Origin of the sequence: Butyricimonas sp. BSD2780061689_150309_C8 (genome assembly GCF_015560935.1) — a bacterium.
GTDB classification, from domain to species: Bacteria; Bacteroidota; Bacteroidia; order Bacteroidales; family Marinifilaceae; genus Butyricimonas; species Butyricimonas paravirosa.
Window position 1 is genome coordinate 604,954 of sequence record NZ_JADMSV010000001.1, and the last position, 20,121, is coordinate 625,074.

General features: G+C 43.2%; 16 protein-coding genes. 6 read left to right on the top strand and 10 right to left on the bottom strand.

Going from position 1 to position 20,121, the window contains the following annotated elements; genetic code table 11:
- Position 1: 1 nt before the first annotated feature.
- The 8 genes from I2I33_RS02290 to I2I33_RS02325 all read right to left on the bottom strand — a co-directional run bounded on the left by I2I33_RS02290 (position 2) and on the right by I2I33_RS02325 (position 8,503).
- Positions 2 to 3,358, bottom strand: coding sequence for a SusC/RagA family TonB-linked outer membrane protein (locus tag I2I33_RS02290; RefSeq protein ID WP_087419320.1), 3,357 nt, complete (start codon positions 3,356 to 3,358; stop codon positions 2 to 4).
- A 315-nt stretch (positions 3,359 to 3,673) separates the two neighbouring features.
- Positions 3,674 to 4,747, bottom strand: coding sequence for a FecR family protein (locus tag I2I33_RS02295; protein ID WP_087419321.1), 1,074 nt, complete (start codon positions 4,745 to 4,747; stop codon positions 3,674 to 3,676).
- A 63-nt stretch (positions 4,748 to 4,810) separates the two neighbouring features.
- On the bottom strand, positions 4,811 to 5,362 hold the full coding sequence (locus tag I2I33_RS02300; RefSeq protein WP_087419322.1) for an RNA polymerase sigma-70 factor: 552 nt from the start codon (positions 5,360 to 5,362) through the stop codon (positions 4,811 to 4,813).
- A 59-nt stretch (positions 5,363 to 5,421) separates the two neighbouring features.
- Positions 5,422 to 6,243 (bottom strand): 1,4-dihydroxy-2-naphthoyl-CoA synthase, encoded by an 822-nt coding sequence (gene menB, locus I2I33_RS02305; RefSeq protein WP_087419323.1) that lies wholly within the window; start codon positions 6,241 to 6,243, stop codon positions 5,422 to 5,424.
- A 242-nt stretch (positions 6,244 to 6,485) separates the two neighbouring features.
- Positions 6,486 to 6,896: a DUF2752 domain-containing protein gene (locus I2I33_RS20520; protein ID WP_087419324.1), complete on the bottom strand. Its 411-nt coding sequence runs from the start codon at positions 6,894 to 6,896 to the stop codon at positions 6,486 to 6,488.
- Between the two features lie 11 nt (positions 6,897 to 6,907).
- The gene (locus I2I33_RS02315) at positions 6,908 to 7,399 is read right to left on the bottom strand and encodes a CD225/dispanin family protein (protein ID WP_087419325.1); all 492 of its coding nucleotides are present in this window, start codon (positions 7,397 to 7,399) and stop codon (positions 6,908 to 6,910) included.
- Between the two features lie 11 nt (positions 7,400 to 7,410).
- A complete protein-coding gene (locus tag I2I33_RS02320; RefSeq protein WP_195666721.1) occupies positions 7,411 to 8,010 on the bottom strand; it encodes a WG repeat-containing protein in 600 nt (199 codons plus the stop codon).
- Positions 8,003 to 8,503: a DUF4339 domain-containing protein gene (locus I2I33_RS02325; RefSeq protein WP_195666722.1), complete on the bottom strand. Its 501-nt coding sequence runs from the start codon at positions 8,501 to 8,503 to the stop codon at positions 8,003 to 8,005. The genes I2I33_RS02320 and I2I33_RS02325 overlap by 8 nt, the downstream gene beginning before the upstream one ends.
- A gap of 71 nt (positions 8,504 to 8,574) precedes the next feature.
- On the opposite strand from I2I33_RS02325, the gene I2I33_RS02330 reads away from it, so the two are divergent.
- On the top strand, positions 8,575 to 8,835 hold the full coding sequence (locus tag I2I33_RS02330) for a hypothetical protein (RefSeq protein WP_087419327.1): 261 nt from the start codon (positions 8,575 to 8,577) through the stop codon (positions 8,833 to 8,835).
- A 71-nt stretch (positions 8,836 to 8,906) separates the two neighbouring features.
- Here the strand turns inward: I2I33_RS02330 and menD are convergent, their stop codons facing one another.
- Positions 8,907 to 10,607 (bottom strand): 2-succinyl-5-enolpyruvyl-6-hydroxy-3-cyclohexene-1-carboxylic-acid synthase, encoded by a 1,701-nt coding sequence (menD, locus tag I2I33_RS02335; protein ID WP_087419328.1) that lies wholly within the window; start codon positions 10,605 to 10,607, stop codon positions 8,907 to 8,909.
- Positions 10,588 to 11,730, bottom strand: a complete 1,143-nt coding sequence (locus tag I2I33_RS02340) for a chorismate-binding protein (protein WP_087419329.1) — start codon at positions 11,728 to 11,730, stop codon at positions 10,588 to 10,590. The genes menD and I2I33_RS02340 overlap by 20 nt, the downstream gene beginning before the upstream one ends.
- Before the next feature lie 142 nt (positions 11,731 to 11,872).
- On the opposite strand from I2I33_RS02340, the gene I2I33_RS02345 reads away from it, so the two are divergent.
- The 5 genes from I2I33_RS02345 to I2I33_RS02365 all read left to right on the top strand — a co-directional run bounded on the left by I2I33_RS02345 (position 11,873) and on the right by I2I33_RS02365 (position 20,117).
- Positions 11,873 to 13,237 carry an MFS transporter gene (locus I2I33_RS02345; RefSeq protein WP_087419330.1) on the top strand — a complete coding sequence of 455 codons (1,365 nt, stop codon included), beginning with the start codon at positions 11,873 to 11,875 and terminating at the stop codon, positions 13,235 to 13,237.
- Between the two features lie 99 nt (positions 13,238 to 13,336).
- Positions 13,337 to 13,885, top strand: coding sequence for an RNA polymerase sigma-70 factor (locus I2I33_RS02350; RefSeq protein WP_087419331.1), 549 nt, complete (start codon positions 13,337 to 13,339; stop codon positions 13,883 to 13,885).
- 65 nt (positions 13,886 to 13,950) lie between these two features.
- Entirely contained in the window at positions 13,951 to 15,111 is a 1,161-nt protein-coding gene (locus I2I33_RS02355) for a FecR family protein (RefSeq protein WP_087419332.1), read from the top strand.
- A 168-nt stretch (positions 15,112 to 15,279) separates the two neighbouring features.
- On the top strand, positions 15,280 to 18,558 hold the full coding sequence (locus I2I33_RS02360; RefSeq protein WP_162613678.1) for a SusC/RagA family TonB-linked outer membrane protein: 3,279 nt from the start codon (positions 15,280 to 15,282) through the stop codon (positions 18,556 to 18,558).
- Between the two features lie 29 nt (positions 18,559 to 18,587).
- Positions 18,588 to 20,117, top strand: coding sequence for a RagB/SusD family nutrient uptake outer membrane protein (locus I2I33_RS02365; protein WP_162613679.1), 1,530 nt, complete (start codon positions 18,588 to 18,590; stop codon positions 20,115 to 20,117).
- Positions 20,118 to 20,121 lie beyond the last annotated feature (4 nt).

Sequence of the window (20,121 nt, forward strand, 5' to 3'; positions counted from 1 at the left end):
TTTAAAAGGTTGCAGATATAGAGAATGACATCGTGCGTGCAAAAGGATAGTCAATACCTCGCTCGCTCTTTACCGATGAAACTCTGAAAATATCGTTCATGTTAGCTTGCACGGTCAATGTAGACAAACCGACATGCTTGATGAAAGGTTGGGTAAACTCGTAACCGATGTTGAAAGATTCTCCGCTTAGTGTGTTTTCGTCCATCACGAAACGGGAAGAGGTTTCAGTTGTTTGGAAAAGAGAAATTCTTTTGAATTTTGCCTCTTGTCCCGGAGTACTCCAACGGTCGTATAAAGCCCGTTTATCTTGGTTATAATTAATGCTTTCCCTGTCGATATTTTCTACCTTCTCGTAAAGAGCGCTATTGAAAACCTGACCTCCTAGCTGATAACGCAAGTAACATCCGAACGAGAAACCTTTGTAGTAAAGGGTTGTACCGAGTACTCCTTCCAGTTTCGGTTCCGTGTTTCCGACCACGACTTCATCATTCTTGTCATACGTGAAAGTGTAAGTACCGTCTTTCTTGATAAATAAATCCTGACCTGTCGCCGGATCAATACCTGCCGATCTTACTGCCCAAATATCGGTGGGGCTACCACCGTCGTAGTACCTAGTAGTGTTCAGGTTTGCCTGATTCTGTTCGTTCATGGATTGCAAGCTGTTCCCGATTTTGGAATATTTTGACTTGGCATGTGTCCCGTTGAGACTGATATTCCATACGAAACGATCTTGCGGGCGATAAATGGGAGAAACTTTTAACGTAACTTCAATACCGTCTGTTTTTAATTGTCCCATGTTCATCATGACACTTTTCACCCCGATAGAACTCGGTGTCGTGATGGCTGCTACTAGTGGATCGGTCTTTTTCCGGTATAAATCCAAGGTGACATTCACTCGTTCGTTGAACATTGTGATGTCGGCTCCCAAGCTATAATTGATGGTTTCCTGCCATGCCAGATCGGGATTGCCCAATCCTTCAAGAATAACTCCGGTTCCGAAAATATTACTCATCCAGTGCGTGAAAGCATAGGTAGAGAATGCCTGATAAGAGGCGAAATTCTGGTTCCCCGGGTTTCCGACCGAGCCTCTGAGTTTTAATAGTTGGAAGAAATCGCAATTCTCCATGAATTTTTCAGCGTGGATATTCCAACCTAAACCGACAGACCACGTGTTTCTGAAACGGTTGTTTGTTCCGAACACGGAAGTTCCGTCACTGCGGTAGTTGAAATCGAATAGATAGCGATTGTCATAAGCGTACCCTCCGTTGATATAGAAACTGGCAGCACGTGTTTTGCTTTCCGTGTAAGTCGGTTTAGACCCTGCCGGGTAACTGTTGGTAAAAGACGGGGCGTCAAATTCATCTTCTGTAAATCCGATTGCCTTATACCCGTTTTGGGAATTTTCCTTGGTACTGAAATTGAATCCGGCCACGGCATTTACCATGTGTTTCCCCGCGAATAAGTGTCCATAGGTGACAGAAATATCCCCTTCGTAATTCAGATTTTTCGTTTGAGCGTTTGTGTAAAGTCCTTTTTCCGTGTCGCTTGCCTCGTCAAAATCACTGTGTTGCGGGGAAAGACGTACTTCGGCTGTCGAATTGTTCTTGGTAATCCCGAACTTGGCCCTTGCACGCAGGTCATCCGTGGCAAACCATTCGAGGATAAAATTATTCGTGAATCCGAATTGATCTTGCACGTCGTAATTATTCAAGTGAGCGTTCCACAAGGGATTGGGTACGGAATATTCTTCCGGATCTTCCGTGTAGTATAAATATTTGTCGATGCCGCCTTCGCTATTGTATTTCCTGAAATAAGGATTAGCTTGAGCGTATTCCGAGAAAGGAACGGCCGGGTCATTCGTTTTCATGTAATCCAGTATAAATTTATTACTGAATTGGAATTTCCCCGTGCGGTAGACCAAGTCGATATTTCCGCTTATCGTTTGCCGATCTGAGCCTTTCATGACTCCTTGCGTGTTGCCGTAACTTAAACCTAGACCATATCTGATGCGTTCCTCGCCTCCTTCGGCGTAGAGGTTGTGTTTCTGAACGAAACCCGTGCGAATCGGTTCGCTGAGCCAGTAGGTGTTGACGCCTCGTTCGATGTCTTGTAAACGTTGGTTTCTGAGATTGTCCAGCGTGATTTGGTCCATCGGTTCGTTTGTGGTGCTGGCGTATCTTCCCGCTCTGGTTTCAAACTCCAGTTTCTCCCGTGCGTTCATGAGGTTATAGTCCGATAGGTCAGCCATGGTTATGCTGAAATCTCCTTTGTACGAGAGTGAAAGAACTCCTTTTTCCGGAACTTTCGTTTCAATAACCAATACACCGTTGGCGGCTCTTGAACCGTAAATCGCTGTGGAGGCGGCGTCCTTTAAAAGTGTTACGGAGGCTACCCGGTTCATGTTCAAATCCATGACGGTCTGTAGATCCGTTTCGAATCCGTCCAATATAAATAATGGTTGGTTCGGATCGGTTCCGTATTCTTCTTTTAATCCCATGACACTACTCTTACCTCGAATCTCCACGTCCGGCAACCGGTTCGGGTCTGAGCCGAATTGGTTATTGACGTTAATCTTGAAAGAGGGGTCTAGCGTTCTGATACTTTGAAGTACATTTTGTGTACCGGCGGCTTTCAAGTCTTCCACCTTGTACGTGCTTGCCGATCCCGTGAAACTCTCTTTTTTTCTTCGGTATATTCCGGTCACCACGACGTCCTCGATGGTTTCCACGGCGGGGGTAAGCTGTATTTCCCGAAATTCTGCGCTGTTGTTACCGTTGAATTTTTTTACTAATCTTTCGTAACCGATAAAAGAAAATATGATGTTGTAGTTCCCCGAATCAATAGGGAAAATAAATTCTCCGTTGGCGTTGGTTGCAGTACCTTGCTGACTTCCTTCGATCATGACGGTTACGCCGGGAAGGGGTTCACGGGTATCTTTATCAAACACGACACCTTTTAGCTCAATAAGTTTTATCTTGGGGGTATTAGCTTGTGCCGGACGTTGTACGATAACGATCGTTTTATCTTCCAGTTTGTACGTGAAAGGTGTTTTGTCCAACAAAAATTCCAGTACTTGTGTTAGTGGGGCGTTTGTGAATTCCTTAGAGATGCGTTTGTCATAAGCTTTGACCTGTCCTGCATTATAAAAGAATTCCATTCCCGTGGTGGTGCTGATTTGTTTGATAGCATCCAGAAGGGTCGTATTTTCCAGTTTAAGATTGAGACGCGTTTCCTGCGCATGTGAATTGTAGGTCATGCTGCAAAATACGATGATCAGGAAAAGAGGCAAGATCATTTTTCCCGTGAACTGGGTCCAGGGAATTACTTGTCTAAGATTGGATGAAGTGTCTTCTTTCATGATATTTATGTTACTGTTATTAATTGATTGTTAGTTGTTTATTTGCTTGATAAACCTTTTTTTTAGGGTCACAAATCTCAGGGCTTTATCCGTGATAAAGTCTTTCCTTTTTTGAGTTATTATCTACATTCGATATTTTTTCGCTAATATGTTGCTACTGTTTTCTAGGTACTTTTGTCCGGTAATGTTCTCTCTTTCATTTTATTTGATCGTTAGGTTTTGTATTTGGTGTTATTTTTTTGAGTATACAATTCCCCCGGCATTACGTTTTGATAATGTCCTCGGTCAGATGTTCAATATGTTATTCCTTTGTTTTTACTTCAGATGAATGATACCGTTTTCAATGCTACACGTTATATTACTTGTTGTTGTTAATAATTTCGTGATATAATCAATACCTCTTTCATACCGGATCATACCGGAGAAGCAAGTATCGTTGTATTTTTCTGCTACTTTTATTTCAATGCCGTACATTCGGGCAAGCTGTTTTGCCAGTGCGGGTAATTTCTCATTGTTGAAATAGAGGATTCCTTCTTTCCACATGGCGAATTCGGAGGTGTTTACCTCGTTTTTCGTGACTCCTTTCGTCGTTTTGTTTACCCGTACTTGTTCATTGGGTAAGAGGGCGATGGCTTCAGTTCGTGTGGGAAGTGAGTATTCAATTTTCCCGGTAACCAATGTCGTGATATTCTCTTCGTTATCCGAGTAAGCTGAAACGTTGAAACTGGTCCCCAATACCCGAATGGATTCTCCTCCGGGGATTTCCACGTGAAAAGGTTTTGCGGCATCCGGTTTGACGTCGAAGAAGCCTTCTCCCTCGATTTTTACCCGTCTCTCTTTGGCAGAGGCGAATGTTGCCGGGTATTCGAACCATGTTTCCGAATTTAACCACACGTGAGTGCCGTCCGTCAGTTCTAGATCGAAACGCTTTCCCGCAGGGACGTATATCTTGAGTGGGGTCTCCTCTTGCAGGGTAATTTCCTCACCCGTGGCGGATTGTAAGGTCGTCTTCGCGTTTGGGTTGGCATTCATTCTGGCTGATGTGTTCAAGTTGGCCACGATGGAATCTCCTATCATGAATTGAACTTTTTGTTCGCTGATAGATATGCCCATATCATTTAATTGTGCAAATACAGGAGATTTTTCGGATGATTCGGGGCTGAATAGCAAAAGTATAAATAAGCATACCGCAGCTGCACTACTTGAAATGTAGATGATACGGCGTCTGAAGGTATGTTTATGTATTCTTTGTTTCACGTTCCGATAGTTTTCGTCCAACATTTGATCATCGTTTTCCACGGGGGGAAGTGAGTTCCATATTTCCTCCAGTAACTCTTCCTCGTTCTCCCCGATGGGGCGTTTCAAATATTTCCCTGCATTTGTTTTCATGCGTGTTTCTATCTAATCTGTTTATATAATACTTGACTTTTCGAAACTACGTATTCGAAAATGTTATTTTTTTGCTTTTGCCCGAAGTTTTTTCATGGCCTGGTAGAGAATCGTTTCTACGGTCCGGGCAGAAATACCCAGTTCTTTGGCGATTTGAGTACTTTTTTTATTCTCGATATGGCTCATGATGACCACTTGTTTACTTCTTTCCGGTAGCTCGTTAAGGATGTTAGCCAGTAGGGTTTCGGGATCTGTCGGGGGATCATGGTTGATGATATTTTCTTCTTCTTCGCTTGTCTCCTGTTTTATCTGTTCGTGATGCAGTTGATGAAGGGAGTGGGTTTTGAGGTAGCGTAGTGAATTATTGTGAGTTCCCCGAAGAAGATAGTTGCGGAGAGATTTTTCCCGGTCTAGTTTTTTCCGGTTTTCCCATAAGGTGACAAAAAGATTCTGAACAATTTCATAAGCGGCTTCTTGATCCGAGAGGATGGTGGTGGCATAATTTCTTAAGGAGGTGAAGTAGCTTTTGTAGACCATGGCAAAAGTTGCTTCATCTCCTTTTATAAGTGCATCAACGATTTCCCCGTTGTTTGTTATGTCGAAATTATGTTGCATCGTGTTTTATGAAAAACCCTTGTGATAACAAAGATACTAAAAAGATGCGAATTTCCTTGTCATGGGAATTTGGGGAATTTTTTGAAGTCCGGGTCTCGTTTCTCCAGGAAGGCGTTTTTACCCTCTTGTGCTTCTTCCATGAGATAGTACATCAGGGTGGCATCCCCGGCGAATTCCATTAATCCGTGTTGACCGTCCAATTCGGCATTCAATGCCCGTTTGATCATGCGGATGGCCATCGGGCTGCGTTGCATGATGGTCTTGCACCAGTCCACGGTTTCATCTTCCAGCTGATCGAAGGGAACCACCTTGTTCACCATCCCCATCTCTTCGGCTTCTTTGGCAGTGTATTGGCGGCAAAGGAACCAGATTTCACGAGCTTTCTTCTGGCCCACGTGGCGGGCGAGATACGAGGAACCGAATCCCCCGTCGAAACTACCGACTTTAGGTCCTGTTTGTCCGAAACGGGCATTCTCGGAAGCGATCGTGAGGTCACACACAACATGAAGCACGTGGCCTCCGCCGATGGCGTACCCGTTTACCATGGCGATGACGGGTTTCGGAAGAGAACGGATGGCTTTGTGCAGGTCGAGTACGTTGAGGCGGGGAACCCCGTTTTCATCAATGTAGCCTCCTATTCCTTTCACTTTCTGGTCTCCTCCGGAACAAAACGCTTTGTCCCCGGCCCCCGTGAGTACAACAACACCAATATCACTCCGTTCCCGACAGATATTTATGGCATCCAGCATTTCGAAATTGGTTTGCGGACGGAAAGCGTTATAAACTTCTTGGCGGTCAATGGTTATTTTAGCTATTCCCTCGAAGAATTCAAATCGAATGTCTTCATATTCTTTGATTGTAGTCCATTCTCTTTTTGACATATCCGGTATGTTATTTTTAGTTTTTACAAAGTGTAACGACAAATGTACATGATAATTTTTATTTTAACGAGGTTCGATATAAAGAATTCGCGTGATGGTACAGGGAAGAAAGTCATGGCTTTGTTCGTGGAAGGTCTATGTCTTCTTCGACGTTGGGCGGGATCATGAACATAGCATGAACATAGCATCTTCATAGCAAGAATACTCGCCAGTGTTTTTGATGTGAAACTGATGTCAAGGTGCTATATGGTTGGTGGTAAGGAACCCCGGAGGAAAGGTAGGATATTCCGGGCGATCCACCATACTATGATTAATATTAAGTACGTGTTGACGACTATCCGGTGATGGCAGATCCTTTTTAGCCGGGCTAATTTATTTCGGGGGTCAAACCATTGCGTGATTACAAGAGCAATTAGATAAGGAATAGAAAGAATAAGGAACGGGTTATACCCGAAAGCTCCTTTGATATTCAAGTGTAATAATTGATGAATTGCCCTTTGGCTACCACATGCCGGACAATCGAGTCCCGTGAACCAACGAAAGGGACATTTTGGTATAAATGCCGAATACTCGGGATCAATGAAGAACAGGATGATCCCGAGTAGTATAATTAGTATGAGGCCTATTTTCTTAAAATGTCCGAACGAATACATTCATTCGAATATTAATAATAACCTCCTCCCATCAGTACACTTGCTAATCCGCTGATGAACCCGATGATGACGGCGAGTACACCTCCACCTAATGCCAAGAAGAAAAATAATCTTGCCATGTTAGAAGCTTTTATCGCTTCCTCTTGCTGACCGGAATTCCAGAGGTTGTCCACTTTCGTGGCATAGATGATGGAGACAATCCCTAGCGGCAAACAGCACAAAATGGTCGATAGGATTGCCCATACTAGCCAGTTGTCCGGTTTGGAATTGTTGTTTACCGGTGGTTGAGGTGGTGTGGGAGGGAATGGCGGGGGTGATAAAGGCGTGGAGGTTTCGTTCGTGAACAAGTTCGCAAGTTCGGGAACTTCTCCTGCCGGGAGCCATTGGGCCATACCGTTTTTCCACACGAGGGAGTTTTTCGTTACCCCGTTGCGAATTAATTCTTCGGGAGAAACCGGGCCTTTTTGTTCATTCTTTTCGTTCAGGTAAAAATAGTTTTCCATAGTTTAATAATTTACCATTTATATTCGCTTCGTAAATAATTTCCGTTAAAGTCGTAAATATCTTTGATATATCCCCCGTCGGCCTCGATGCGTTCAGAACCGGCGTAGGGTATGATGTCATTGTATTTGCAGGGGATAATGATTTTTCCTTTTTTATTGATTGCTCCCCAGACTCCATTCTGCACTTTACCGTCTTTCGAGAATCCGCCGCGGTTGATCAGTGATATACCGTTTAATTCTTTACAGATGATAAATTGACAGGGTAATATCTCTTCTCCCTCCAGGGTATAGAGGCCTTCTTGGTCATCTATTTTCACGTGGAGGAGCGAGGTTTCCCGCCAGCGGGAAATTTTCGTGTACTCGCAAGGAACGATTACTTTTCCTCTTGGGGTATATAGTCCTTTTAGTTTCCCTGATTTAACCATGAAATTGTCGGTTGTGAGCCAAGTGTCAACATCATCGTATATACATGGGATAATTTCAGTTCCATCGAGGGCGAGTATCCCTTTTTGGTTGTTATACGTGGCCCGGTAGTAAGCGGGTGACCAGTAACTATTGGGTGCGATATTATCGTATACGTAGGGAACGATTTCCAATCCGAATTTATCCATGACTCCTACTCCGGATCTTTTCTCTATGATGCAGCGATCGTACCGGAAACAATAGGCATGATTTAGTACTCCATAATAGAAAATGGAAAATAAGGAAGATAGTAAGAAGGGTAGAACTATCAGTGTTGTATTCAGTAAGTATTTTCTTTTTTTTGTAAAACAGGGAAAAGATGATGCCTAGTACCCCGATGATGAGGATGACAATTCCCGGAACGTATGGGTAAATGTCAAACCACGAGGCGACAAGCGCCGAAACAAATCTGCCAGCGAGTAAGAAGAGAATCGTGCCTAAGGTTGCGTATAAAATCAGGACAATCTGTACCACGCTGATTTGTGGTTTAGGAGATGTGATATATTCATGTAATTCGGGAATATCTTTTGCCTGTACCCAGTTTGGCATACCTTCACGCCACACGGGTGTTTCTCGCGTGATCCCTTGTTGTTTAAGTTCATCTAACGAAAGCGGCCCGACCTGTTTGTGGGTCTTGTCCATGAAATAATAACTTATCCCCATAAATTAAGATAAAAAGAATAAACAAACGCTATCCCAAAAGTAGTAAATAAATGGATAAGTGTGCTGTTGGGGGAAGAAAAAATGAGGTAGGACTTTGGGCGGGGCTGTCCAAAAAGTTATTTTTCAAATTCCCTCCCCCCTTCGGGGTACTCCCCTTACTAATTTTAGATTTAATGATTGTAGATTTTAGATTTCCGCCACACAAAGCCGACGCTTCTAAATTTCCTACTTTCAACTTTTGGTTTTTATCTTTTAACCTTTATCTTTCTCTTGCAGAGGTGGAGTTGAAATATATCCTATCTTCGGAATAAGTCACCAACTCCTCCTCTGTTTATAGAGAGAGTTAAAAATAGCTCTTCTGAGAAATTCTAGTTTCCCTTAATTAACCCCTCAACGCTTGAAAATATCCTTTTAATATTTCCCCGTTTATTTTTCCGGGTGTGTGAACAACGAGAATGGCCGGTTGTTGTCCCGGTTGGTAGAATTCGGATAGTGCTGATTCTAACGAGGGTGCATCTATTGCTCGGTACACCTTGAAACGATGAATTTCGGCAAGCCGTTCTATATCCACGTCGTGAGGGGTTTCAAAGAATTCTTCAACTTCTTCCAGACCGGAAGGACCTGCCAAAAAGCGGAATATGCCTCCTCCCCCATTTTGGATAACGATGATCCGTAATGACGGGGGACAGTTTTTGATCCATAAAGCATTGGAGTCGTACAAAAAGCTATTGTCTCCCACGATCAGCGTGGTGATCCCGTCGAATGTTGAGGCTGCACCCATGGCTGTCGAGGTACAACCATCAATACCACTTGTTCCCCGGTTGGCATCGGTACGGTCCACCTGCGTGTACCGGAAGAGTTGGGCGTAACGTATTGGGGTGCTGTTGCCTAGTTGTAAACGGCTCCCGGCAGGAAGTGCGGGAATGAGCATGGAGAAGGCTTTCAGATCACACCACGGGATACGTTTCAGGTAGTTATCGTGTATTTGTGTTGCTTTTTCTTCCCGTTGATGCCATTGGTGGGCATAACTGGACGGTAAACTGTTGGCTTTTATTTCCGCGGGTTGGAGTTGATCAAAGAATGTTCGGGTGTCCATGGGGACGTGGAGGGTCATGGACTTGTACGTGTCAGGCGGTGTCGACCGTTCGTCAATATGCCAATGAGAATGTGGGGTATGTTCTCGGATGAAAGCCTTTATCATGCGGGAAACAATCGCTCCCCCGAACGTGATGAGTAGTTCAGGGGCGTAAGTCTCTGCTTCTTCCGGTTGTATCGTGGAGATTACCCTGTCTATCGTGGAGATCACGAGGGGAATGGATAGATTTGTTACGCTTTCCGTTAAAACCACCACGTTGGGAAGGCTTGCCAGTAACTTGATATGTTGTTGTAAAACCGGGTCAGGTTTATGGAACCCGGCGATGATCATGACCTTGGGACAAAGGAAAAATTCCTCCCGCAGGTTTTGAGAGATTTCTGCGGTTAAGGAAAGGGTTTCTTTCAGAGTCTTGATCACCCGTTCTGAAGTTATGGATTCATGTTGAAAGCCGTACAAGGGTTCTCTCAGGGGAACATTGATATGCACGGGGCCTTTCCGGCCATGTTGGGATAGATTAATGGCCTCGTTTACCAGACGATTGGTATGCCAGCGGTCCTCGTTGCACGTGATGGCTGTCGGGAGCTGAAAGCTCTTTTTCACAAAGTTACATAATGCCCCTTGCTGTTGTATCGTTTGGCTATCGTCTTGATCTATCCATTCGGAGGGACGGTCTGCCGAGATAACGAGAAGGGGAATACCCTGGTAATAGGCTTCCGCCACGGCAGGGGAGTAATTCAATAAGGCGGTTCCCGACGTGCAGATAAGGGCAACCGTTTGTCCGGTTTGTTGTGCTACTCCCAGAGCGAAGAAGGCGGCCGAACGTTCATCCACGATGATATGATGTTTCAACCTTTTTTCCCGGGCAACAGACACGAGTAAAGGTGCATTCCGGGAACCGGGTGACAGAACGACTTCCTTGATCCCTTTTTGAACGAGTAGACTGATAAGAATTCGAACGTTTTCAATATCAGAATGTGATTTTTCCATAATTCATTTGACGTATGAGGTTTAGTAAAGTATCGGCTTTCTGACAAGTTTCCTGCCACTCGGTTTCCGGGTCGGAAAGAGGGGTAATGCCGCCTCCGACATACAATCGCAGGGCGTCATCGAATACTTCCATGGTACGCAGGTTGACAAACAAGTCAAATGCCCCGGAGGCTTGCAATGGTCCTAGGAATCCGGCATAATATCCCCGATCCCGTTTCTCGATCTCCGTGATGATTTGCATGGCTCTCTTTTTGGGTAGGCCGCAGACGGCCGGAGTCGGGTGAAGTTGTCCTACCAGTTCGTCAATCTGGTCGGCAGGGAGTTGTTCGTCACTTCTGAAAAAGGTACAGAGGTGAAAGACATTCCCGGCCTGTAACGTGATCGGTCCCTCGATTTCGAGATGGCGGGTAAAGAAATGTCTTAGCGTGTCTTGGATGTAGTCGGTCACGATTTGTTGTTCCTCGATGTCCTTGTCTCCCCATTCAGGTGGATTTTTTGCTGTTGCCACGGGTTGAGTTCCTGCCAGTGACATGGTGAAGAATCCGTTTCTGTCGTATTTGAGGAAAGTCTCCGGTGAGGCACCCATCCAAGCACATTTACCCGGAATGGCGGCAAAGAACAGGAAGGCGTGGTGGTATTGTTTCATCTGTTCGAAGATCGCTGGCGATAGTCGGAGTGAATCGCAGGGTATCGTGATGGTTCTTGATAGAACGGCTTTTTTCATCCCTTCCCGTTTCAACGTGTCGATCATCGTGCGCAATTCATCCAAGTACTCGAAATGCTCGCAGTCTTGCTTGGTGAAAATACGTTCCGGGGTATTGAAAACCGTGTTCTGTAAATTTCGAATCGCTTCACCGTCAGTCAGGTAGTCCGTGAATGAAAGATCGGCCTTGATGAAGAAGGGGAAACTCCAAGAGGAGTGATTGAAGGGCGTGATAACAAACCCTTTTTCTCCCCGATGTTTTTCGAATCCCTTGAATATCCGGGTATCGTTGGAGAGTTGAGCCCCGAAAACAACTTCACGCGAACCGGGTAAACGGTACGTGTAAAACGGGATGTTATTTCGCAGGCAGATGTTCTGCGCTTCTGCAACCGAGAGTCTGTTTTCTGTTTGTTCTATCATGGCATAACCTATTCTTACCGCAAAAATAGGCAAAATTATTCGCTGGTGATTCAATTGATGCAAAATGTAAGTATTTTTGTGGGGAGTGTGGCTGCGCCACGTTGCAGGTTGCAAGTTAATAAAGTTATTTTGATTGAATGAAATGAATAAAGATAGGAGCGGGTATAAGTTTTTGGGTGGTTGGCGAGGGCTTCGGGAGTTATTGCCTAATAATTTAGGGGCCTTCACGCAGGTATTCGCTTCCTTGAAAAGTTATAATTTCCGTCTTTATTTCGGGGGACAATGTATCTCGCTGATTGGGACGTGGATGCAACAGATTGCCATGAGTTGGCTGGTGTTTCGGTTGACCGGGTCGGTGCTTTTACTGGCGACGGTTACTTTCATGGCACAAATCCCGATTCTCGTGGCGACTCCTTACATGAGCGTTTTTGTTGACCGGTTTGATCGACGTAAGTTGCTGGTACTGACGCAATCGCTGTCTATGGTACAGGCGTTGTTGATGGCCTTGCTCACGTTGACCGGTTTGATACAGGTGTGGCATATTATGATTCTGAGTTTGTTGATCGGTTTGATTAATGCTTTGGATAATCCCACTCGACAATCTTTTTATCCGAGTTTGGTTCCGAAGGATAAGTTGAGTAACGCTATTGCGCTGAATTCTGCCGTGATTAATGGTTCTCGTTTGATCGGGCCCGCGGTGGGTGGAGTGTTGATCGGTTTGTTGGGAGAGGGCATTTGTTTCCTGTTGAATGGTATCAGCTATATTGCCGTAATTATTGCCTTGTTGATGATGCGGGTAGCGCCCAAGCGGGAGAGAACCGTGAAACAAAAGGTGTGGGAAGATATGCAGGATGGTTTCCGGTACGTGGCGGGTAATATACCGATCCGTACGCTATTGCTTTTGATGAGCGCAATCAGTTTCTTCGGGTTACCCTTGATGACGTTTATCCCGGCTTACGTGAAAACGATCCTGCACGGGGAGAGCGAGATGCTGGGGCTATTACTTTCATGTATCGGTGTCGGTTCCTTTATTGCGGCCTTGTATCTGGCAGCCCGGAAGAGCGTGCTGGGACTGGGAAAAGTGGTGATGCTTTCCGGGGCATTGCTGGGGATCGGTTTGTCGGTGATGTCGTTTGTTACGATTCCTTGGGTGGCTGCCGTGTTATGTCTGCCGGTGGGCTTTACGATTATTGCAGCCGTGGCTTCTATCAACACGCTGTTACAGACCCTTTCCGGCGAGGATAAACGAGGCCGGGTGATGGGATATATGGCAATGTCTTTCACGGGTATGGCTCCCGTGGGCAGTATGGTGCTGGGGGCAATTGAAAAATGGATCGGTTTGCAAATGATTATCCTACTATCCGGGATTTGTTGTTTTGTCGCCGCTTTGGTTTTCGAGTATTATCGCCCTTTGGTGCGTAGATATGCCCGCCCCGTTTATATTGAAAAGGGGATTATCAAGGAGATTGCCATTGGGATTGATTCCACGGAGGAACAACGGTTTTGAATTAATTTGTTTGTAATGCTATATTGTTAATGATGCGATAAATTCTTTGATGATATAACTTATTCCCTATCTTTGTCGGAGATATAAAGTGTATGTACGGTGAAGAGTAAGTTCGATACATTATTTGAACAATATTACGGACGGCTAGTTTTATTTGCTGAAAGTTATGTTGGAGATTTGAAAACAGCGGAGGATATGGTGCAGGATGTATTCTTATCTCTTTTATCTCGTGTGAATTTGGATGACGTGGAATATTCTCGTTCTTATTTGTACAGTTGCGTGAAGAATGAATGTGTGGATTATTTACGAAAACTGAAAATCTCGGATCCGTTGGACGTGAAGTTATTCGATGCTGTTTACTATTCTGGTGATTTTGATATATCGGAGCAGGAGGAGTTGATGATTCATCGAGTCGAGGAGGAAATTGAGAAATTACCAGAACAGCGACGTGAGATTTTAAAAATGAGCGTATATGGTAAGATGAGTTATCCTCAGATTGCAGAAATTACCGGATTGTCTGTCAATACGATAAAAACCCATATGAAAAAGGCTTATCAAGATCTTCGGGAAGGTTTGTACGACCAACATGATGAACTGTTTTTGTCTTTTATTTTAATGAAATTACATAAGTCCTGCGAGAAAATCTGATTTTTTTCTTTTTTCATTCACCCTATTTTCGTCTTTTTACGTCATAGCTGCAAAATAGGAAATACATGAATGAAATTGAATCTATAAATATTGCTCTTTTGTATCGGAAGTTTAGAGGAGAAAAACTTTCGAAAGAGGAATCTCTTGTATTTAATGTTTGGTATGCCGAAAGTGAAAAACATAGGCAATATTATAAGCTGTTTTGTCGTCAGCAAGAGAAGATTATGGTGCGTGATCGTTCACGTGTGAATGAGTGGAAAGGATTGGTTGTCGTGAAACGTGGGAAAAATCGTCATGGTGTTATGAATTGGTGGCAGTATGCTGGGGTGGCTGTCATTATTTTAGGCGTGTTTATTTTGGGCTGGAGATATTGGCCTGTAGGTGAGAAAGTAACTAACCCCGAACCTACACAAATATGCCCGGGACAGGTTGCCGTGACGCTTCGATTGAGTCAAGGCGAACAAATTGTTTTGGATTCATCACAAATTTCTGGAACGATAAATCGGGATTGTGTGACGATTCATGTGGAGAAAGGGATGTTACGTTATGGCGGGGAGACGTCTATTGCTGGTAAGGAGACTTATAATGAATTGATCGTGCCTCCTTCAGGAGAATACGTTGTTGAGCTGGCCGATGGAACAAAAGTTTTTTTGAATTCAGAGTCTCGTTTACGTTATCCAACGGCATTTTTGGGTGCAGAGCGAAGAGTTGAATTGTCGGGGGAGGCCTATTTCGTGGTTGCTAAGGAAGAACGTTCTTTTATCGTGGAAACTCGGTTAGAAGAGGTGAAAGTATTTGGAACCGAATTTAATGTGATGGCTTATGAAGACGAGGAATTTTTTCAGACAACACTTGTGAAAGGTTCAGTGGGTGTTTGTGTGAAAGGGGTAAATATGATTGATTTTCAAAAAATTGTTCCGGGAGAGCAATTCCTTTTGAATCGACAAACCTTGGAGACACAAATTCTTCCCGTGGATGTCTTTACTTACGTGGCTTGGAAAGATGGACTCTTTGTTTCTCGTAATGATGATTTGGAGACAATTTTGCGGAAAGTTTCCCGGTGGTTTGATGTGGAGATATTTTATCAAGAGCCGAAGTTAAAAAAGAAACGATTCTTCGGTATAATGAAACGTCAGGCTAATTTGCAGGAAGTGCTTGATGTGATTGAAGAGGCGGGTGATGTGCATTTTAACGTGAATGGCCGGACGGTAGTAGTTAGTGAATGAAAATAAAAGCAGGTGTTGCTACGAACAACACCTGCCTTAAATAAGCAATAGGGAACACGCATTACCAGATGTTATTCCCGATATGTTTCACTTAATAATTACAAATGTATGAAAAAGAATCGATGGTCTATACCCATTCGAGGGAATAGTTTACGAAAACAGTGGCTTATGGCAAAATTTTTATTTGTGTTTGTTTTTGTGATGTCATTACATGCATCAGCAGATTTACTCTCTCAGAATAAGATGGTGACCCTGCAAATGAGGGGAGCAACTCTGGAAGAGGTGATACAATCCTTAAAAATCCAAACGGATTTCGGCTTTTTTTATAACATAGATAATGCCGAAATAAAAAAAATAAGGGATGTAAATATTGATATGCGGGATGTCCCTTTAGAAAATGTATTGAATCAGGTGTTAAAAGGAACAGGATTGACTTACACGGTTTTAAACAACGTGGTTATTATCAAGTTGAAAGAAGGCAAGGATCCCGACGAGAAAAAATCAGTCACGATTAGGGGAAAAGTGGTAGATAAAGATAGTCTTCCGATCCCGGGAGTGACGGTAAAGGTTGTTGGAACGACACAAGGAGTTGCCACGAATTCAAATGGAGTATTCATGTTACAGTTACCTTCCATAAAATATGCCTTGGAATTCTCGTTTGTAGGATATAAAACCGTGGTTTACCCTTTAAAGAATGAGAAAGAGTTTACGATTAAAATGGAAGAAGAAGTAAGTAAGATCGAGGAGGTTGTTGTTAACGGCTTTTTCACGCAGAAGACGAATTCATATACGGGGTCAGTTACTTCTGTAAAAGGAGAGGACCTTTTAAAGGTTTCGCCTAACAATATTTTGAAGGCTTTGGCTTTTACTGTTCCCGGTTTGCATATCGTGGAAAATAATGAACAGGGGGCTAATCCTAACTACATTCCGGAGATTATCCTTCGGGGAACAACCGCTTTGGCCGTGGATGGGCAATTCGGTTTGAATACTCCATTGATTATTCTGGATGGGGTGGAGATTTCACTACAGGCATTGTATGATATTGATATGCAGGATATAGATCGGGTGGATGTATTAAAGGATGCTTCAGCTAAAGCAATGTATGGAGAAAAGGCCGCCAATGGTGTCATTGTGATTACCCGTATGCGAGTGACCGATTCGAAGTTGAAGGTTCGTTACAATTTCCTTCCCGATGTGCAATTCCCGGATGTCTCTTCTTTTAACTTGTGTAACGGAAGAGAGAAATTGGAGTTGGAAAGATTATGTGGTTTGTATGATTCGCCGACCGGAGAATTGGATGAATTGTATTGGCAACGTAGAAATGTTGTAGAACGCGGAGCTTCTACAGACTGGAAATCTATCCCGTTACGGAATAGTTGGTCGTTTGATCACTCGGTAAGTATTACCGGGCGTGGCGGAGGAATGGATTATAGTGTAAATCTTCGTTACGGGGATACTCGGGGGATAATGAAAGGGGACTTCCGACAGAGATTGGGGATCGGATTGAATCTTTCTTATAATTATAAAGATTTTCTGACCGTGTCTTATCGTTTGGATATAAATAAAACGGATTCCAAGGATTCTCCCTATGGTAGCTATTCTGAATGGGTTAGACGTAATCCCTATGATATGCCTAAAGATGAGTACGGGAATTGGGTGAAAAAGTATAATAATAATTTGGATCGAAATCCATGGTATGAGGCTTCATTAGAGAGCTTTTCAAAGTCAACTGAAAAGACAATTACCAATAATATCAGTTTTCGGATCAATCTTTTACAAGGTTTATATGTCAACGGTGGTTTTAATTATTTGTTGGGTGACGGGCGTGAAGATAATTTCATTTCTCCGGAGTCTGCCGATTTTTTGTCAAGAGATCTTGACGAGAAAGGTAGTTACGAGATTACCGGATCGGACGAAACGTCATGGGCTGGTAATGCGACGCTTTCCTATAATTGGAATTTGGATGAAAAGGGCTCTTTATTAAGCATTAATTTGGGTGGTTCCGTGAACAGAAATACATCTTCTTCGTTTTCTTTTCAAGGAATAGGTTTTTTGAAACCGATATTGAACGATATTAATTTCGCATCAACCTATCCGGAAGGATCACCTGGTGGCGCGGAATCGAAAAGTTCGGGGGTAGCGGTATTTGGCAACTTGAATTTCATATACCAAGATCGTTATTTCGTGGATGGTAATTACCGGGCTTCGGGTAGTTCCAGTGTTAGTAAAGAGTATCGTTGGCACCCTTATTGGTCGATAGGAGCCGGATGGAATGTTCATAATGAGGCATTCCTTAAGGAGTCGTTTGTGAATTTACTGAGACTGAAAGTCAGTTACGGGTCCACGGGGAGTAATACATTGTCTTCTTGGGAAACGCGAACAACTTACTTATATAGTGCTGATAATAATTTTATTACCGGGGTTGGAGCCAGACCCAAAACAATGGCTAATGAAAAGCTGAAAGCTTCCTATACGAATGAATTGAATTTGGGAATTCAACTATCGTTACTATCAGATCGTTTGCAATTGGATTTGAGTTTCTATAAGAAAACGACAAAAGATATGCTTTTGCCCGTGGCTTATCCGCCATCGGTGGGAGTCATTCGTTTGAACAGTAACTTGGGAGAACAAGAAAACAAGGGATATGATTGGAGTTTATCCGGTGCCATCTTGCAAACGAGAAATCTACAATGGCGTGTAACTCTAAACGGACAGCATAACCGGGATAAAATATTAAAAATTAGTAATTCATTGAAATATAAAAATGACGAGAACCGGCAAGAGCATATAGATCAAGATGCTCTTAATCGTAATATTTATAAAGGAATACCGCCTAAGATTCAATTTGAAGAAGGAGAATCGGCCTCCTCCATTTATGTCGTACCTTCTTTGGGAATTGATCCGGCTACGGGGCAGGATATTTTAGTAAAGAAGGATGGTTCTTTAACTTTTGTGTATGATGCTAATGATAAAGTTGCGATGGGAAATACAATCCCGAAATTAGAACTTGCGCTTAGTACTTCTTTTTCTTACAAGGGTTTTTCGATGTTTGCCGGAATGAGCATCACCCGTGGAGGATGGATCTATAATTCTACTCGTGCTGATAAGATAGAACGGATTGACCCAAATTATAATGTAGATCGCCGGGCCTTTACCGAGCGTTGGAAGAATCCGGGTGACTTGGTATATTATCGAGGTTATGATCCGAATGATTACACGTTCGCGCAATCATCGCGTTTCGTGGAAAAACGGAATGAATTTTATTTATCCTCTTTAGGATTTTTCTACGAGTTTACCTCGGAATGGGTGAAGCATATTTATTTGAAAAGGTTACGTATAGGCGTGAATTTCTCGGATGTATTGAGACTTTCCACGGTGAAGTTTGAAAGAGGGACTTCTTACCCGTATATGCGAGGATTTAATTTTACGATTAGTCCGACGTTTTAATGTTGATGATTTATAGTAAAGGGTATAATATGAGAAGAATAGTAATATTATTGGTAACGATCCTTGTATTTTCCGGTTGTGAAAATTTTCTGGATCTGACTCCCAAGAGTGAAGTGTTGGGAGATAAACTGTTCCAATCCGAAGAAGGATTTGAGGATGCATTGTACGGTGTGTATACCGCTTTAGCGCAAAAAGAGTTATATGGGGAGAAGTTGTCATATTATTTGCCGGATATGCTAGCCCAGTATTACGTGTACGAGAATGTTGGAGGCTACATGGAGTTGTTGCTGACTTTTCAATACATGAATAGTAATTTCACGAAACGATCCATGTTTGATGATATATGGAAATTGATGTATGAAAATATCAGTCATGTAAATAGTGTATTGACGAATTTGGAAGGACGAGAAAATAGTTTGCGTTATTATAATTTTTACAAGGGTGAAGCCTTAGCTTTAAGGGCTTTCATGCACTTCCAGTTACTTAATGCTTTCGCTCCGGCTTACCGGGAAGAGACAGTTGATTACCCGGCCATACCTTATTGTGAATCGTACGAGCCTTTGGTTTACCCGTTTCGTACCGTGGGAGCTATTTATCGTAAGGTAATAGATGAATTGAAAGAGGCTGAAGGGTTATTACGGGACGAGGGGAGTTACTTGAATTTGGAGCGGGTAAATAGGGCTGACGTGTCAGCTTTTATGACTCAACGGCAATTTCACATGAATTTGTATGCTGTCCAAGGATTATTGGCACGTGTTTACATGATGAAAAATGATTTGGATAGTGCGGTTATCTATGCGGAAAAAGTGATTCAGTCAGAGAAGTTTGAGTTTGCAAGTAAAACGAATATGGGGTATGAATACGCGTCATGTGTTTCAAGGAGTGAAACGATTTGGGCTGTTTATCCTCAAAAAAATTGGACCGAAGTCATGAAAGAGCATTTTGACGATGAACAGGATGAGCCAAAGCCTAATGTGTTGTTACCGTTAAATGGTTTTTACTTGTATCCGGAGTACTATCCGGAAGGGATGGCGCCGGTTGATTACGGCTTCCGGAAGTTATATGAAGTTCCTTCAACAGGTGGAGAGATGGATTACCGGATCAATTGGTTTCGACAACGTGAAGGAGTTTCTGGTAAACATGCACGTTTTTACAAGATATTTCGTAATGCCGGGACGGTTCGTGGAACTCGGGGAATACACATGATGCGAATTTCCGAAATGTACTTGATCATGGCAGAAGGATTATTGAAACAGGGAAAGTTAACGGAAGCTCAGAGGTATCTTGATTCTTACACGCAGGCTCGCGGGTTCGTGTATAGAAACGTAACGCTTGATATGGAGTTGATTAACAAGGAATATCGAAAAGAATTTTGGGGAGAGGGCTTGACGTGGTTTAATATGAAACGTCAGAATATGTCGATTAATAGTTGTTTGTATTATGGAATGACTTATGAGGGGTCTGATGAGGTGTACGTGTGGCCAATCCCGGATGGTGAGTTTGAATATCGGGAAGGGGGGCGAGAAGGGGTATTTCCACCCGTAGAAACTGAAAAATAGAACA

What these genes read in the sequence shown, in the direction of transcription:
- I2I33_RS02315 (WP_087419325.1), bottom strand. Translation starts at nt 7,399, where the DNA reads ATGGAAAACTATTTTTACCTGAACGAAAAGAATGAACAAAAAGGCCCG.
- I2I33_RS02345 (WP_087419330.1), top strand. Translation starts at nt 11,873, where the DNA reads ATGAATAAAGATAGGAGCGGGTATAAGTTTTTGGGTGGTTGGCGAGGG.
- I2I33_RS02355 (WP_087419332.1), top strand. Translation starts at nt 13,951, where the DNA reads ATGAATGAAATTGAATCTATAAATATTGCTCTTTTGTATCGGAAGTTT.
- I2I33_RS20520 (WP_087419324.1), bottom strand. Translation starts at nt 6,896, where the DNA reads ATGTATTCGTTCGGACATTTTAAGAAAATAGGCCTCATACTAATTATA.
- I2I33_RS02360 (WP_162613678.1), top strand. Translation starts at nt 15,280, where the DNA reads ATGGCAAAATTTTTATTTGTGTTTGTTTTTGTGATGTCATTACATGCA.
- I2I33_RS02320 (WP_195666721.1), bottom strand. Translation starts at nt 8,010, where the DNA reads ATGGATAAATTCGGATTGGAAATCGTTCCCTACGTATACGATAATATC.
- I2I33_RS02330 (WP_087419327.1), top strand. Translation starts at nt 8,575, where the DNA reads ATGGATAAGTGTGCTGTTGGGGGAAGAAAAAATGAGGTAGGACTTTGG.
- I2I33_RS02300 (WP_087419322.1), bottom strand. Translation starts at nt 5,362, where the DNA reads ATGCAACATAATTTCGACATAACAAACAACGGGGAAATCGTTGATGCA.
- I2I33_RS02290 (WP_087419320.1), bottom strand. Translation starts at nt 3,358, where the DNA reads ATGAAAGAAGACACTTCATCCAATCTTAGACAAGTAATTCCCTGGACC.
- I2I33_RS02340 (WP_087419329.1), bottom strand. Translation starts at nt 11,730, where the DNA reads ATGATAGAACAAACAGAAAACAGACTCTCGGTTGCAGAAGCGCAGAAC.
- I2I33_RS02325 (WP_195666722.1), bottom strand. Translation starts at nt 8,503, where the DNA reads ATGGACAAGACCCACAAACAGGTCGGGCCGCTTTCGTTAGATGAACTT.
- I2I33_RS02365 (WP_162613679.1), top strand. Translation starts at nt 18,588, where the DNA reads ATGAGAAGAATAGTAATATTATTGGTAACGATCCTTGTATTTTCCGGT.
- I2I33_RS02295 (WP_087419321.1), bottom strand. Translation starts at nt 4,747, where the DNA reads ATGAAAACAAATGCAGGGAAATATTTGAAACGCCCCATCGGGGAGAAC.
- menD (WP_087419328.1), bottom strand. Translation starts at nt 10,607, where the DNA reads ATGGAAAAATCACATTCTGATATTGAAAACGTTCGAATTCTTATCAGT.
- menB (WP_087419323.1), bottom strand. Translation starts at nt 6,243, where the DNA reads ATGTCAAAAAGAGAATGGACTACAATCAAAGAATATGAAGACATTCGA.